The sequence below is a fragment of the Candidatus Endomicrobiellum pyrsonymphae genome (assembly GCF_020328025.1).
GTDB classification, from domain to species: domain Bacteria; phylum Elusimicrobiota; class Endomicrobiia; order Endomicrobiales; family Endomicrobiaceae; genus Endomicrobiellum; species Endomicrobiellum pyrsonymphae.
In genome coordinates this window covers 15,828-30,662 of the sequence record NZ_JAIXMZ010000006.1, presented here as the reverse complement: position 1 = coordinate 30,662, position 14,835 = coordinate 15,828, and the positions used below count along the sequence as shown (strand labels likewise).

At 36.0% G+C, this 14,835-nt stretch carries 15 protein-coding genes; all 15 read right to left on the bottom strand.

Annotated features, from left to right (window positions below):
• The coding region (gene tyrS / locus LE180_RS01335) for a tyrosine--tRNA ligase (protein ID WP_374133696.1) at positions 1–931 on the bottom strand (931 nt) is incomplete at its 3' end.
• A 59-nt stretch (positions 932–990) separates the two neighbouring features.
• The gene (locus tag LE180_RS01330) at positions 991–1,953 is read right to left on the bottom strand and encodes an ATP-dependent 6-phosphofructokinase (protein WP_374133695.1); all 963 of its coding nucleotides are present in this window, start codon (positions 1,951–1,953) and stop codon (positions 991–993) included.
• A gap of 31 nt (positions 1,954–1,984) precedes the next feature.
• Complete coding sequence (locus LE180_RS01325) at positions 1,985–3,028, bottom strand: AI-2E family transporter (protein WP_374133694.1); 1,044 nt, start codon at positions 3,026–3,028, stop codon at positions 1,985–1,987.
• Complete coding sequence (locus tag LE180_RS01320) at positions 3,028–3,492, bottom strand: cyclic nucleotide-binding domain-containing protein (RefSeq protein ID WP_374133693.1); 465 nt, start codon at positions 3,490–3,492, stop codon at positions 3,028–3,030. The genes LE180_RS01325 and LE180_RS01320 overlap by 1 nt, the downstream gene beginning before the upstream one ends.
• A 30-nt stretch (positions 3,493–3,522) precedes the next feature.
• Positions 3,523–5,958: a hypothetical protein gene (locus LE180_RS01315; RefSeq protein ID WP_374133692.1), complete on the bottom strand. Its 2,436-nt coding sequence runs from the start codon at positions 5,956–5,958 to the stop codon at positions 3,523–3,525.
• The gene (locus LE180_RS01310; protein WP_374133691.1) at positions 5,939–7,300 is read right to left on the bottom strand and encodes a PHP domain-containing protein; all 1,362 of its coding nucleotides are present in this window, start codon (positions 7,298–7,300) and stop codon (positions 5,939–5,941) included. The genes LE180_RS01315 and LE180_RS01310 overlap by 20 nt, the downstream gene beginning before the upstream one ends.
• Positions 7,297–7,464, bottom strand: coding sequence for a hypothetical protein (locus tag LE180_RS01305; RefSeq protein WP_374133690.1), 168 nt, complete (start codon positions 7,462–7,464; stop codon positions 7,297–7,299). Before LE180_RS01305 ends, LE180_RS01310 begins: the two co-directional genes overlap by 4 nt.
• Before the next feature lie 177 nt (positions 7,465–7,641).
• Positions 7,642–8,961, bottom strand: coding sequence for a Tol-Pal system beta propeller repeat protein TolB (tolB, locus tag LE180_RS01300; RefSeq protein WP_374133689.1), 1,320 nt, complete (start codon positions 8,959–8,961; stop codon positions 7,642–7,644).
• Positions 8,939–9,703: a cell envelope integrity protein TolA gene (gene tolA, locus LE180_RS01295; RefSeq protein WP_374133688.1), complete on the bottom strand. Its 765-nt coding sequence runs from the start codon at positions 9,701–9,703 to the stop codon at positions 8,939–8,941. Before tolA ends, tolB begins: the two co-directional genes overlap by 23 nt.
• A gap of 55 nt (positions 9,704–9,758) precedes the next feature.
• The gene (ybgF, locus tag LE180_RS01290) at positions 9,759–10,463 is read right to left on the bottom strand and encodes a tol-pal system protein YbgF (RefSeq protein ID WP_374133687.1); all 705 of its coding nucleotides are present in this window, start codon (positions 10,461–10,463) and stop codon (positions 9,759–9,761) included.
• Positions 10,464–10,964 (bottom strand): peptidoglycan-associated lipoprotein Pal, encoded by a 501-nt coding sequence (gene pal / locus LE180_RS01285; RefSeq protein WP_374133686.1) that lies wholly within the window; start codon positions 10,962–10,964, stop codon positions 10,464–10,466.
• A 564-nt stretch (positions 10,965–11,528) separates the two neighbouring features.
• Positions 11,529–12,350 (bottom strand): hypothetical protein, encoded by an 822-nt coding sequence (locus tag LE180_RS01280; protein ID WP_374133685.1) that lies wholly within the window; start codon positions 12,348–12,350, stop codon positions 11,529–11,531.
• A 16-nt stretch (positions 12,351–12,366) separates the two neighbouring features.
• Positions 12,367–13,332 (bottom strand): tRNA dihydrouridine synthase DusB, encoded by a 966-nt coding sequence (dusB, locus tag LE180_RS01275; RefSeq protein ID WP_374133684.1) that lies wholly within the window; start codon positions 13,330–13,332, stop codon positions 12,367–12,369.
• A 33-nt stretch (positions 13,333–13,365) separates the two neighbouring features.
• The gene (gene tsaD, locus LE180_RS01270) at positions 13,366–14,388 is read right to left on the bottom strand and encodes a tRNA (adenosine(37)-N6)-threonylcarbamoyltransferase complex transferase subunit TsaD (protein WP_374133683.1); all 1,023 of its coding nucleotides are present in this window, start codon (positions 14,386–14,388) and stop codon (positions 13,366–13,368) included.
• Positions 14,389–14,390: 2 nt separating this feature from the next.
• Positions 14,391–14,834 (bottom strand): hypothetical protein, encoded by a 444-nt coding sequence (locus LE180_RS01265; protein WP_374133682.1) that lies wholly within the window; start codon positions 14,832–14,834, stop codon positions 14,391–14,393.
• Position 14,835 lies beyond the last annotated feature (1 nt).

Sequence of the window (14,835 nt, the reverse complement as noted above, 5' to 3'; positions counted from 1 at the left end):
TATCTTTTTTTGCAAAAATTTTATTAAATTCTTCTCTTGCTTTTAAAGCTCCTTCTTTCCCGTGATATCTTTCTACAATCTCTTGAGCAAGCGCCAACTTTGCTTCTTTGGGATGCATATTCTTAACAACATTTAAATCCGCCTGCATAAGAAGTTCATAATATTTGTACATGAGAGTATCTGAAACTGACATAATCTTACCAAACATATCCTTTGGCAAATCGTTTAAAGCTATATAATTGTTATAAGATTTTGACATCTTCTTAACGCCATCCGTACCTTCCAAAAGAGGCATGGTAATTACAATTTGAGCATCTTTAATTCCATAATCTCTTTGTATTTCCCTGCCAAGTAAAAGATTGAATCTCTGATCGTTACCACCAAGCTCTACATCCGCATTTAAAGCTACGGAATCATAAGCCTGTAATAAAGGGTAAAGAAATTCAACAATACTTATAGGTCTATCTTCTTTATATCTTTTTTCAAAATCGTCCCTTATAAGCATTTGCGCCACAGTGCTTTTCGACGCAAGACTTAATAACCCATTTATGCCAAGTTCCTCAAGCCACTTGCTATTGTAAACAACTTCTGTTTTTTCCCTGTCAAGAATTTTAAACACCTGACCTATGTATGTTTGTGTGTTTTGTTTTATCTGCTCGACAGTCATGATAGGACGAGTTTCAGATCTGCCTGAAGGATCGCCGATTCTTGCGGTAAAATCACCAATCACAAACACTACTTTATGCCCTAAATCTTGAAAAGTTTTTAATTTGTTGATAACAACAGTATGTCCCAAATGTAAATCAGGAGTGGTAGGATCAACGCCAAGTTTTATTTTTAATTTTTTTCCCGAAGCGAGTTTCTTTTCTAGTTCTGCAACAGAAATAATTTCATTTGTTCCGATCTTAATTTTCTCTAATACTTCGTTCATCTTCTTCCCTTTATCACAATCGACTACATTATTGTACGAGTATTTTACATTATAATCAATTAAACTGACAAGGCTCTCAATACCTCAAACGTCTGACCATCAAATTTCTTTTCATGCTTTATTGCCTGATGAATAGGCATTGCTGAAAGAGCTCCATCAGTTATCCCAACTAAAACATTAGCTTTTCCATTATGAAACAAATCCATAGCATAATGTCCAAATCTTGAAGCAAGAATTCTTGTCCTTGCTGTTGGTCGTCCTCCTCGTTGTATATAGCCGAGTGTGCTGACTCTAACCTCAAGATCTGTCAATTTTTCTATTTTCTTTCCAAACTCTGCAGAAGAACCACACCCTTCAGCAAAAGCTATAATCTCAGATGTTTTCCCCCTTTCTTTTCCTTTTTTGAGTTCTGTTGCAAGCCTATTAATATCAACTTTCATTTCAGGAACTACTATAAATTCGCAACCTGCCGCAAGCCCCACATCGGCAGTTAAAAAACCATGTTTTCTGCCCATAATTTCGACGATAAAAATTCTGTCATGACTTGTCGCTGTATCTCTTATTTTGTCTATTGCCTCTACGGCAGTATTTAAAGCCGTATCATACCCTATAGTTTCATCTGTGCCGTATATATCATTGTCTATAGACGCAGCAATATTTATAACTTTTACGCCTTGTTTAGACAACGCATAACCCGCAGCCAAAGAACCATCGCCGCCTATTATAATTAAACCGCCTAAATCAAGTTCATTTATTGCTTTAACGGCTTTATTCATTCCTGTTCTGGTTTTTGTTTCAGGACATCTTCCTGTATGCAAAATAGTGCCGCCAATATTTATTATACCGCTTACCGAACGCGAAGTAAGATTTATAAATTCGCCGTTAAGAAATCCTTTAAAGCCTCTGTTAATACCAATGATTTGATACCCCAAAAAAATCCCATGCCTTGTAACAGCTCTAACAGCAGCATTCATGCCCGGAGCATCCCCACCTGAAGTAATAATGCCAACTCTTTTAGCCATAGAATCCTCTCTAGCAAACAACAAGCGCAGCTTACGCAGTTGCTTTTTTGTATTTTTGTACAAGCATTATAAAAATAGTTTTTAATATTGCCATCACAGGTATCGCAAAAATTACGCCTAAAAACCCAAAAATCTGCGCGCCGGCAAGCATTGCGAAAATCATAGCAACAGATCCCAAGTTTACATTATGACCTATCGCTAAAGGTTGTACAAAATTATTATCCAAAAACCGTATTGTAGCATAAGCCACAATTATTTTAAAAGCTATGGCAAAAGTTTGATATTGTATTACTCCTACTATGAGGGCAATCACCAATCCTACATAATGTCCAAAATAAGGAATCATATTTGCAATTCCTGCAATAATACCGATGATTAGCGCAAAATTGATTCCAAGCGCGCTAAAAAATATTGCAGACACAACACCCACAAAAGAAGCTTCTATAAGCTGACCGCGAATAAACCTACCCAATACGCTATCCATTTCGTACATAATAGACAGTATTGTTTCAATGTAATAAGAAGGAAAAAAAGCAACAGTGGCATTTATTCCTTTATTCCCACCAAGGAGCATAAAAAAAACAAGCATAGGAATTAGAATTATAATTGAAAAAATAGAAAAAATATTCATAAGATAAGCAGGTATCTGTTGCGCTTTCAGAAGCATAAAATCACGAATTTTTACAATAACTATATCTGAAACATCATAACGTTTAATGATAGGCGCTGCTGTTTCAATTTTATTTCTAACAACATCTGCATAATTTGAAAAAGACTTGTAATAATCGAAATAACTTATCTTAAATTTCTCAATTTCACTAATTAAAAGCGGTATAAAAATTATAAGAATCACAACAGTGCTCGCCACTAAAACAGTAGCTATTATCGTAACACCCACCCATCTTCTATATCCGTAGGATTGTATTTTAACAACCAGCGGAGATATAAGATATGTAATAAACGCAGCCACTAGAAAAGGCGCCAGTATTTCTCTTGCAGAATACAGCAACAAACAAACTGCGAGAAAAATCATTATTACAACAACAAAAACCTTATTTTTTGACGATTCTGTCATTATTTTTCCTGTAACTCCAGACTGTCAAATTTTGCCGCAAGTAGAGAAGCAAGATTTCTCATGATTGTGAACCCTGCTTTATTATCGGATTCAGCCATATCGTAAAATTTAGCGCGATAAATAAGATAAAGTTCACTTTCTTTTAAAGCAATTGAACTAAAATCATGTTTATTATTTTCAACAAGAGATCTTTCTCCGAAAAAATCTTCTGATTCAACAACTTTGCTTAAATTTTTACCCGTAAGTTTAATTTGTCCATTTTTGACTATATAAACGACATTTGCTTCTTGATTGGCTTCGTAAATTTTCTCTCCGTCGAGATATGTCTTCTTAAAAACAATTAACGCTATTTTTGCTAAAGATCTTTTCGACAGTCCGCGAAACAAATCAATCTTCTCTAAAAAAGCAATATCTCCTTTTAAAACATCATCAATAAATATGAACTGCAACAGCTTTTTTATCATATAATTTTTACCCCTCATAGTTAACTACATTTATCTTTGAGAATGAGAAACATTTAGCGCATTTGATAATAATATCTTCCGCCATCTTAATAACTGCCTTTTATTTACGACATCGGTTTTACTTTGCCCTTCTGAAATACCTATATCTTTTTTATCGTTAAAATCAAAGTCTGTTGAAATTTTCCCTGTCCCGTCTCTAAGCACACATTTACTAAGCCAGTCAGCTATATCGTCTGTGTCTTCGTCAACTCTGTCAGCTCTTATAGCTTTCTCGTTACCTGTCGCGTCTCGCGTCCGATTATGAAGCCTATTAAAAGTATCGTTAGCATCAAAACCCAATTTGTCTTCTAGCGACAACGGATAATTTATAGCCACCAATCTTCTTATACCGTCGATGACTCTATCATTCATATCTGTTTTATAATACATGTCCGCTATTTTACGTAAGGAGTCCGCATTTGTTAGCGCCTCTGCGGCAGGTACATATTTACTACTGTTAAGATTTCTGCTCGCCTCTGCGCCGAAAAAATTTAATGCTTTTTTTGCAAGCCGACCTGGTGAGAATATATCACTAGCTTTAGCGTCAAAACTTTTTTGCATGGGATCGCTACCACCAAGCAACTCGCTCAAATTCCTGCCAGCGTTAATTTCATCTTTAACTTTATCTGTTACATCATATCCGAGCGTTCTAAGTTTTTTAAGTATGTCGTTATTAAAAACTTTTGACGCTAAATTTGTATTATCATACAAATCTTTCCTATCTATTTGATTTGTAAGATTCTCTCTGAGTCCAGCCTGAAACGCTGACCTGTTCTCGGGAGTGAGCTCCTTTGATATTCTTTCAAGTTCCGTTGAATCCATTCTGCTAAGTTGATTGCCCTCTTCGGCTTTTTTTATCAACTGTTTCATCTTTGAAAACTCTTTGTCTGCTTGCGCGTACGCTGGAACTTGTGTATTTAACACCTCTTCGAGCGGCGCTTTTGACTGCATGTACATTCTTGATAGCGATTTAGAATCCGCATTTTTTTCAATTGTTGCGTTCAACATTTGTTTTGCGCCCTGAAGAACACGCACGTTGTTGTCAGGTAAATAATCGTATTCAGGATAAAGTTTGCGCCATTCTTTTAACGCCGTTTTTATTCTAGGGTCCGCTAGAATGTCCGTATTGCCGAGCACTGCCCTTTCAACTTTTAATTCGGACAACTCTTTTGCTATATTTTGTAAATTCTCATTTTTTGTAAGTGGTGTAAATTGTGTAGCTTCTAATATTCCTTCGGAATCTCTTATTTTATTGTCTAGCTCAGCCATTCTTTTAAGCTGACTTTCGCTTAACTGTCTTTTTGTGCTTATTGAGCCTACCTTGTTTGCCTCTTCGTAAAGCGGTTCATATATCTTTTTGCTTGCCGCTTCTATTTCGCCTATTTTCCGCGCCGTGTTAGCTTTCCCGAAAGTTTTGTCAACAATGTCTGTTAAGTTCTCCCTTTGTTTAGCAAATCTATCAGTCGCATAATCTTCTATTATTTGTCTAGCGTTTACATTTCTTAGTCTAGCCTGTTGCGCGGTAGACAAAACTCGTCTGTCGGCTATATCAAGTAACGGTACATCTCTTTTTAACGCTTCCGCGACTTTAGCTTCGCCAACATCTTCTACAAACTTTTTCGCTCTAGCGCTTTTGCTAAATACTCTTCCTACGCCTTTTGCTATCCTGCCAAATATAGGAGCTGCAATAGCGCCTTTCAAGCCGTCGGTTATCGCTTTTCGTGACATATTTTTAACAACTGTACTGCTCAGCAAAGCGCCAGTATCTGTTTCGCTAAGCCCTCTGCCAGCGCCATACAATCCCCCCCATATCCCGCCACTTGCGACTGTCTTTGCTAACTGGTTTTTTGAAATTGCGTTAGCAACGGTTCTTAACTTTGTTAGCGCCCCGCTTTTTGATAACAGCGCGCCACCTTTTGCAACCAACGCCCCCTTTGTTGTAGCGCCGCATGGAATAAGCAAGTATGGCAAACTACCTAACACTTGAGCGCCAAACGCTAACCCTGAATGCGCTTCTTCATAAGAGCGTATAAGATTCCCTGCCTTATCCCGCCCTATGTAAAATGCCTGTTTTGCGTTCAGATTTTCAGGATTTGAAGGATTTAATAAGTTCTTTACTGCGTTAGTGGCAACTTTCACAACGCCCTTTAAAGTGCTTGCCGCTCCAAACCCTAAACCATCTGCAAAATTAGCCACAAATCCTAAGTATGGATTACTATCGGCTTTTATTTGTTTTTCAATAAGCGCTTTTCCTTCCTTATCGGTAAGACTGAGAGGAACTTTTATATAATACGCTTTACCGTCTTTAGCGACTACATACAGATCTATGCTATTTTTTTTGTTTATATCTTCACAAAAACCAAATTGTACTAGGATAAACAAGACAAACACAATAAAAATATTCCTTTTACAAGCTGATCTTGTCATTACTCCTCCACAAAATAAGCCATAACAAACAAAACCCTATCAAAGAAGGCACAATTGATTCCATAACTATTGTATTTGTATCCAAAACAGTTCTTACAATTGCGTAAAAATAAACTGCGCTTGCTGCAAAAATTGCCGACATAACAACGGGTAAATATTTTTTTACGTATTTAAAAAAACTACTCTTTAAAATCAAGAAAACAAGTATAATCCAAAACATAAACGATATAAGATATTTAAAGTTTGCATTTTTTACATAATAATAGAAAGCAGAAAACGGTTCGAAAATAAACCTCATAATTGACCCAGACTGCTCTTGGCGATATAGGATTACTTTAGTATTAGATTTTTTTGCAATTTGTTCTTCTATGTTTTCAGAAGTCCTGCCTTTAACCACAGTCCACACATCAGACATATATCCCCAGCCATGCCAATCTGTAACGCCAAACATTGCTATATTATTTTCTTTTGCAAAGTTTATCATAGCTTTCTGTTCTACTTTATCAAAATTTCTATATCCACAATTATATATCTCAAAACCGTCTATACCAAAATCCCTAAGATTTGCAAAAGTGTGCCTGCGCCACTTCCACCAATGAGGCATAATCACAAACATTTTGTTTTCATGAGCTTTTTTTATAATATCAGCCAAAGTCATGTCTTTATAATCTTTACCATCAAATTCTTTCGGCGACAAAAGAACAACAGACACTCTGTCAGTTGTTTGTATCTGCATTCCCGGATAAACTGTTTTATATTTTATATTTTCCGGAAACGCGGCAAATCCTTTTGTATGTCCGTGTTCTGTGTTAAAAAAAACGTCAAAACCTTGCCACAAATGAGCTTTTAAACTTATATACGCCGGCGCGACATTATCATGAGACCTCAACGTGTGAGAATGCGTATCTATTGCAATGTATCCTTCAGGCTTTTCGAGTTTTGGTCCAGGAATGGGAACTAAAGCTACCGCAAAAAATATCGTAAAAAGAATCATAAGTAAATAAAACAAATTGTTTATAGTTTGTCTGACACTTCTTTTATTTAGCAAACAACATACCAGCGTAGCGCTTAAAACCCATACAGTCCATGAAATTAGGACAGGTTTATAAAAACTTTTATCTATAGTCAACACATAAAATGCAAAAGAATAAAGAGGCTCTATGAAAAATCTTATTCTAGGCCACGTTATTGAAAAGTCAGAAACTTGTAATCCTGTTATTAAATCGTAAAGAGACACCGGAGAATGGGAAACGATACTTGATCCAGCTATCAAGATCAGGAAACCCAATAATAAATTCACCGATCTCAAATGTTTTATTTTCACTCTCTCCAGTTTTATCATTTAGTAGAAATCTTGCTTTCTAGCGCAAGCGCAAATTTTGTTGCTCCCGCCGCCACTACATGTCCCATCGGCGAATTTACCTCTTCACAATAATCTATCGCCTTATCTATATTCTCTTCTCTTACTTTCTTTATTAACTCTCTTATAAAATCTTTCCTTTTCACTTTTGACTTCCTCCAAAACTCTACTGACTTTAAACAAATAACCACTATTGATAATATCGAAGCCACAAAAAGTACGTATAACGCCCACCCTCCCATATTCAGTATCTCTATAAAATTTTTCCCATCAAAATATTTCTATTATCCTCCTTCTAAAATATGACCATCAACACAATGACTCTATTTTGTTAAAACCGGGGACCACGACGGAGTATAAGACGCGCCAGGCATTTCGACGAGTTTTCTTGTACCCGATCCGTCAATAGCTGTTATGTATATTTCACCCTTGCCCGATCTATTCGAATAAAATACAACGAATCTTCCATCGGGTGACCATGTAGGATTTTCATTATTTCTTTGATTGTTTGTAAGTTTTGTTATCTTTGCAGTAGGGAGATCATACACATATAAATCATAATTCATTCTTGACTGCCTCATCGTAAAAACAATCTTATCGCCTCTTGGAGACCAAGCCGGAGAATCGCAAAAACCGCTTGTTGCAAGTCTTCTTACGTTCCCGCCGGCAACATTCATTATGTAAAGTTGCGGATATCCCGGTCTGTCAGAGATAAACACAATTTCTTGATCATTCGGCGCAAAAGCGGGACTTGTGTCAATATTTGCGCCATCTGTCATCCTCTGAAGAATCTCTCCCGAAACGCTAATTAAATACAAGTTTGGGAATCTGCCTCTCGATAAAGTAAGAAGTATCCTCTTACCGTCAGGAGAAAACGATCCGGCGACATTCAATCCTTGATATTTCGAGATAACGCTTCTTTTACTTTTTATAATATTTAACGAAGACAAATCCGGATTATTATACAAGTAGCTTGTATAAATTATCTGCTCGCCGTCTGGAGACCATTTTGGCAAAATATTGATTTTATTGTCTCTTGTCAATCTACGAAGATTATATCCATCATAATCAACTAAATATAATTCTTTAAATCTTGTACCATCATTTACAAAAACTATTTTTGAGCGCGCTATACCCATTTCGCCTGTAAATCTTTTAACAACTTCATCGCTTACTTCGTGAGCCATATATCTATAATTTTTAGAGTTGTTTTGATATTTCTGTTTCCATATCGTTTCCCCTGTAATGACATCGAGCATTTTTATTTCAAAAACAATATCATCGCCTTCACTTGATGTAAAAGCTGTAAGAACAACAGAGGCGCCTTTCTGTTCCCATAAAAACAATCTTTCTTTAAGTTCCGGAATAATATCGTCAGCTGTTCCTTTAATTACATTGAAATATCTTGAAAGAACTAAATCATTTTCTATTATTTCTTTTAACATTTTTGCAAATTTGGCAGTATTTGGATTTTTATCTACGGTGATAAAATCTTCCACACCAATATCAGATCTCTTTCCTGTGGCCGAAAGAGATAAATAAATATCGTTTTGAGCGTAACATATAGAACCAAATAAAATTACCGAAAAAACAACAAAAATAAACTTTTTCATCATCATATTAATTCCTACACTTGAATTCAAGAAATACGCCTAAAGATTCATCGCTATAATCTTCAGGCAATACAGGGAAAGGCGCCGCTCTTCGTATAGTATCCAAAGCATTCCTGTCGTACTCCACGCTTACGGAAGATTCTTTAACTAAAATATCAGATACTGAGCCATCTCTGCTAATTTTAAAATATACAACAACTCTAAGGCTACCATAACTTTCAGCCCATCTCCATTGGCTACCAATTTTTCTTACTATTTGACCGCCATAGTAAGAAAATTTAAAATTCTGCGGACCAAAAGATAAACCGACGGATTGCGAACCCACACTAACAGATGCTACTTTTGATTCAGAAGATTGGGAAGTTTCAATATTACTGTTATTGCCTGAAATTTTTGATATTCCTTCAGATTTTTTTGTTTTAAGTTGCTTGACGGTTTTTTTATCTGCTTTTTTGATATTTTTCTTATCTGCTTTTTTGATATTTTTCTTGTCTGCTTTTTTGATATTTTTCTTGGGTTGAATATTTGACTTTTCTTTATCAATTTTTTTGGACTTTTCTTTTTTCTTTACAACAGCGTCTTCCTTTGTCTTAACTTCTTCTGCTGTTTTTGCTTCCTCTTTTATATACTCTTGCTCGATAACATCAAAAGTCTCATTTTTTTCTTCTACAGTTGCAACTATAGATTGACCCGTCGCATTTTGCGATGCGGAATAAAAAACAACATCTATGGGCGATGACAAATAGACAGTCTTTCCTTTACTGTGAGTCATCGCATGCAGAACTCCCAAGTGAATCCATATTGAAATTATTACGCAAGTAAAAAAATTATCTCGTTTTAGTTTTAGCATTATTGTATTTTTTAATTTTTTCTTTTGCTGTTAACGCTTCCGGACTTTGAGAATAATCGTTTACTATTGACGAAAAAACATCTAAAGATTCGTTTTGCTTGCCAAGACGGCTATAACATAAGGCTATCTTTAATCTTGCAGAAGGTACAAAGTTTGATTTTTTGTAGTCCGATTCCACTTTTTTATACTCTGTCACAGCCTGATCAAACATCTCACGAGAATAAAAACATTCTCCCATATAAAACTGCGCCTGCGAGGCAAGTTCGGCATTTGGATACTTCTCTACAAAAGACTGAAATCCTGAATACGCAAGTTCAAATTTACCCATAGAATAATCGCCATAAGCGCTCTGATAAACAGACGATGGTGATACAGAATCATAATCATTTATCGATTTTTTATCCGGGCTCATTGTTGAGTCTTGAAGACTCTGATTCAACAATGAAAGTTTATTTTGCGAATCCTGCACTGCAGCATTTAGTGCATCTATTGTAGTTACAGAAGAATCAACTTTTGCATACAAATCAGCTTGATTTTGTTTAAGCTCTCTGTGCTCTATCTGTAACTGCGCAAGTTCTTCCTTCAATTCATTAACCCCACACGAATCGGAAGACAAAGGAACACACCCAATGCTACATGTCATCATAGCAAGACATATCAAAAGAAAATCGTATTGTTTCATCTATTTTGTTTCTGTCTCCCTAATGTTTTTTGTTTCTGCTCTTCTGTTTTTTGCCCATGCCGCCTCGTTGTCGTTTGGATCAACAGGTTTTTCTTTGCCATATGAAATGGTCGCAATTCTATTAGGCTCTATCCCGAGTTGCGCATAATACTCCTTAACTTTTAACGCTCTACGCTGACCTAATGCTAAATTATATTCTGTGGTTCCTCTGTTATCGGTATGTCCTTCAAGCGCAACTTTAAGGTTAGGATTGCTGATTAAATAACTCGCATTTTCTTTTAACGTGTTAGTTGAGTCATTTGTTAAATCGCTTTTATCAAAAGCAAAATATATCGTTTGGAGATGATTATCTTCTTCAACGCCACCTCTTACAGACGGCTCATCAGCAAGAGCGATTGCCTCTATGTCACCATCTGTTGCTGTATGTTTTATATCCTGTTTCTTACAACCTACTGCAAAAACAAATATGCTAACCAACGACAACAACAAAACCTTTTTCATTTCTCCCCCTCTCCTTTCTTTTTTTCAATACACACAGTCAACTAACTTTATATTGGCGCATTGTGTTAGCTCAAAAATAGATGCAATGCTTATGTGGACTAACAAAGCAACAGCTCCTTCCTCTTGCTAGAAAGTCCAACGACGCAACGCACTATTCCTGAGCTAACCCTATTCTGTAAATTTAAGTAACGCAATCACATCAATATAGGGCTGGTTGGCTATATTTCTACAAGAAGCATTTTATAACATTATAGATTTTACGTCAACATTTTCGTACTTTTGTCAGACAAAACAAAAGTACCAAAATTCTTGCCGCTGAGCTTCATTTGCTTCATGTTTTTAGGCAATTTTAGAACTTGCGAGAAATCTTAATAAGATTTATATGGGATTTCGCTTTAAACAACTAAAATTGCTGATTCTAAAAAATGCTCCACTCATAACCTCGCGCTCTAAGGGGCAAAACTACAACTACAAACCACAAGAACAATACTAACTAAAACTGTACACCCAAGTGAACGTCCGCTTTTAATCCGGGACCTATTACAACTGATAGAACAATATTAACTAAAACTGTACGCCAAAGTGAACCCCAAATTCAATAGTATTATTTTTTGGCTCAAAATAAGTTGTACGCGTCGGCAATTTACCTTCCTTATAAAGCTCCACCGTACTCTTTGAAGATTCTTCTATACGCCAATATCTTACAAACGGTCCTGCCGACAATATGATATTCCTATATTTTTTAGAAATCTTTCCTGAAAATCTAAAACCATATCCGTAATTCTGATCAAATGCGAGCGGCGCAAAAAAGTGACTTACCTGAATCCCAAAGCAAAAAAGATCATATTCGGCATTTAGAACAATATTAAATTCTTTTTTACATTTAAATTTAAAATCGATACCTAGTGGCAAATAAATACATATATTCTCTCTATTGTACCCATTGGGATCTTTACTAAGCTCGTTAAACAAATATCTATAACCAATACCTGTATAAGGCAAAATTTCAAAAACACCATCCGTATCATATGCATAACCCAATAGACACCTCGGCTCGACGTACCAGTCAATTATGTCATACGCTTTGTATGGTATTTTTGTTCCTAACAACGAACCGTCATAATCAACTGTCCCTATCATAAAACGAGCTTGCAAAGCACAGAAAAGTCTATTACTTAATTCAGATAGGGAATTACGCGAAAATAATTCCGCATTTACGCCATATTTTATACCGTCGAGCCTCATATGATCGGGTTCTTTATAATGATAACTAGCAATTTCTAGCGCAAGCGAAACGTTGTTTTTTTTGTCATTTGCAAGAACAGGCGCAACAAAAACAAATAATAGAACGCCCAATAAAAGATTTTTAATTATCGTTTCCCCCATCCTAACTAATATAAAGCTAGTTGACCATAAATTTTATCAATTCGTTAAAATCAGCCAAAGTAGTCATTGTATTAATCATACTTCGTATTTTTGTGGCATTTGGCAAATCTTTTACATAATAATGAGCAACTTTTCTCATTGTCACAAGCCCATTCTTTTCCCCATAACATTCCACAGAGTATTTTGCATGTTGTTTGAACCATTCTATTTTCTTTTTTTTTGACGCCAACGATAATATACTGCCGTTATTAATAAAATGTTCCAATCTTTTAAATATTGAATAATTACCTATTGCAGCTCTGCCTATCATAAGTCCTTCGCAATTTGGTATTTGTAAAAATCTTGCAGCCGTTTCTTCATTTGTAATACCGCCATTTGCGACAATTGGTATTTTAGCATCGGAACAAGCGGTGGCAAACGATTGTAAATCAGGCTCGCCGCAATGCCCTTGAGAAGCAGGTCTCACGTGTATGGCAACCATCTGTACTCCACAATTTTGAGCTATTCTAATAATTTTAGTGGCAACATTTTGTCCCGGCAAAAGTCCTATACGTATTTTAATTGTAACCGGAATATTAACACTCTTTACAATCGCTTCTAAAATTTCTGATACGAGTTTTTCATTTGCAAGAAGTTTTGCCCCTGCCCCAACTTTTGTTATTTTCCTCGCGGGACAACCCAAGTTAACGTCAACAATATCTGCGCCCATATCTCTGACAATTTTTGCCGCTTCAGACATACTGTAAACATCTCCACCAAAAATCTGAGCTGCAATAGGTTTTTCTTTGTCTGACATTTTTAAAAGTTTTTTTGTTTTTTCATCGCGATAAACAAGAGCTTTTGCCGAAACCATCTCCGTATATACAAGCCCTGCTCCGCCGTTCTTTGCAAGAACACGCAAAGGCAAATCAGTTACCCCAGCCATCGGAGCAAGAATAATATTGTTATCAAGTTCTATATTTCCGATTTTTAATTTTTTCATTTTGTTGTTACTGTAGTCGACTATATATAAGGTTCACCATTTTTCTAATACTAACGACGGATTAGGTTTTAATTGAGACGGATTATAAGTTAATCCGCATTTCTTTTGCTTAAGATACGCCGCGCAACCAATCATCGCAGCATTATCCGTACAATAAAGCGGTGACGGAACAAAAATTTTTATCTTATTTTTACGACCTGTTTCAATAAACATTTTTCTTATCAAAGAATTCGCGCTTACGCCACCGCCAAGCGCAATTTGTTTTAAATTAAATTCCTTTGCCGCCTCAAAAGCCTTAAAGCAAAGAGTTTCAATTACAGTCTGTCTAAAAGAAGCACATATATCGTTTAAATGATTTTCATCTTTAACAGGATTCGCTTTCAAATAATTTAAAACAGCAGTTTTAATGCCAGAGAAAGAAAAGTCCCAAGTTCCTTTTAAATATGGTCTTGTGAATTTTATTGCATCAGGATTTCCCTTTTCGGCTTTTTTATCTATTATGGGACCGCCCGGATAAGAAAGACCCAACATTTTGGCGACTTTATCAAAAGCTTCGCCCGCCGCATCGTCTCTTGTCCCGCCAAGTATCTTATATTTTCCGAAATCTTCAACTATTATCAGCTCCGTATGCCCACCAGATATTATTAAGCCTAAAAATGGCGGTTTTGTAGCTCTATTTTCAATAAGAAAAGAGTACAGATGACCTTCTAGGTGATTTACGGGAATTAAAGGTTTTTTATAAACGCTTGCGATTGATTTTGCAGCTATTGTCCCAACGAGAAGAGACCCGGCAAGTCCGGGACCAGCGGTAAAAGCAACAACGTCTATTTTTTTAGAAAAATCTTCAAATTTTATATTTGCTTTATCTAAAGCCTGATATATTACAGGATTGATATTTTCTATGTGAGCGCGACTTGCAAGTTCCGGAACAACGCCAAAGAACTTAGCATGTATTTCTATTTGCGACGATATTACAACAGATTTTACCTTTGACCCATTTGAAACTACCGAAGCGGATGTTTCATCGCAAGAAGATTCTAATGCAAGTATATCCATATTTAATGCCGACTTTTTACAGATCTTTCAGACACAAGAGTTACATTGGAATAACTTCTGTTTGGCGAATAAAATTTATATGTTACAGAACCGTCAACATTGTCAAGTTTGCTTAAACCTACTTTCATGACTCTAGCGACGCTTCTGAAATTCGTTTCAAAAGACTGCGCCGTTTTGTCGGACTTAAGCTTTATTGTTTTATAAAACTCGTTCCACTGTGCGGATCTTGTATTTCTTTCTCTTGTGTACTGAGTTATAACATCTTCTTGTCCCACGCCATTGGCAACTAAAACGTCAACAATTCGTTTATCAAGAGCAATATCTACCGATATTTTTTGTTTACTAACGGGCTGGATTACAAACCATATCCCCATACCGCACAAGAATAATGCTATTATATATATTTTAATCCATATACTTTCTTTCTGTTCTTTTTTGCCTGCCACA

Excerpts from the sequence above, each read along its gene's own strand:
- LE180_RS01330 (WP_374133695.1), bottom strand. The coding sequence starts at position 1,953 with ATGGCTAAAAGAGTTGGCATTATTACTTCAGGTGGGGATGCTCCGGGC.
- LE180_RS01325 (WP_374133694.1), bottom strand. The coding sequence starts at position 3,028 with ATGACAGAATCGTCAAAAAATAAGGTTTTTGTTGTTGTAATAATGATT.
- LE180_RS01320 (WP_374133693.1), bottom strand. The coding sequence starts at position 3,492 with ATGATAAAAAAGCTGTTGCAGTTCATATTTATTGATGATGTTTTAAAA.
- LE180_RS01315 (WP_374133692.1), bottom strand. The coding sequence starts at position 5,958 with ATGACAAGATCAGCTTGTAAAAGGAATATTTTTATTGTGTTTGTCTTG.
- LE180_RS01310 (WP_374133691.1), bottom strand. The coding sequence starts at position 7,300 with ATGATAAAACTGGAGAGAGTGAAAATAAAACATTTGAGATCGGTGAAT.
- tolA (WP_374133688.1), bottom strand. The coding sequence starts at position 9,703 with ATGACTCACAGTAAAGGAAAGACTGTCTATTTGTCATCGCCCATAGAT.
- ybgF (WP_374133687.1), bottom strand. The coding sequence starts at position 10,463 with ATGAAACAATACGATTTTCTTTTGATATGTCTTGCTATGATGACATGT.
- pal (WP_374133686.1), bottom strand. The coding sequence starts at position 10,964 with ATGAAAAAGGTTTTGTTGTTGTCGTTGGTTAGCATATTTGTTTTTGCA.
- LE180_RS01280 (WP_374133685.1), bottom strand. The coding sequence starts at position 12,350 with ATGGGGGAAACGATAATTAAAAATCTTTTATTGGGCGTTCTATTATTT.
- dusB (WP_374133684.1), bottom strand. The coding sequence starts at position 13,332 with ATGAAAAAATTAAAAATCGGAAATATAGAACTTGATAACAATATTATT.
- tsaD (WP_374133683.1), bottom strand. The coding sequence starts at position 14,388 with ATGGATATACTTGCATTAGAATCTTCTTGCGATGAAACATCCGCTTCG.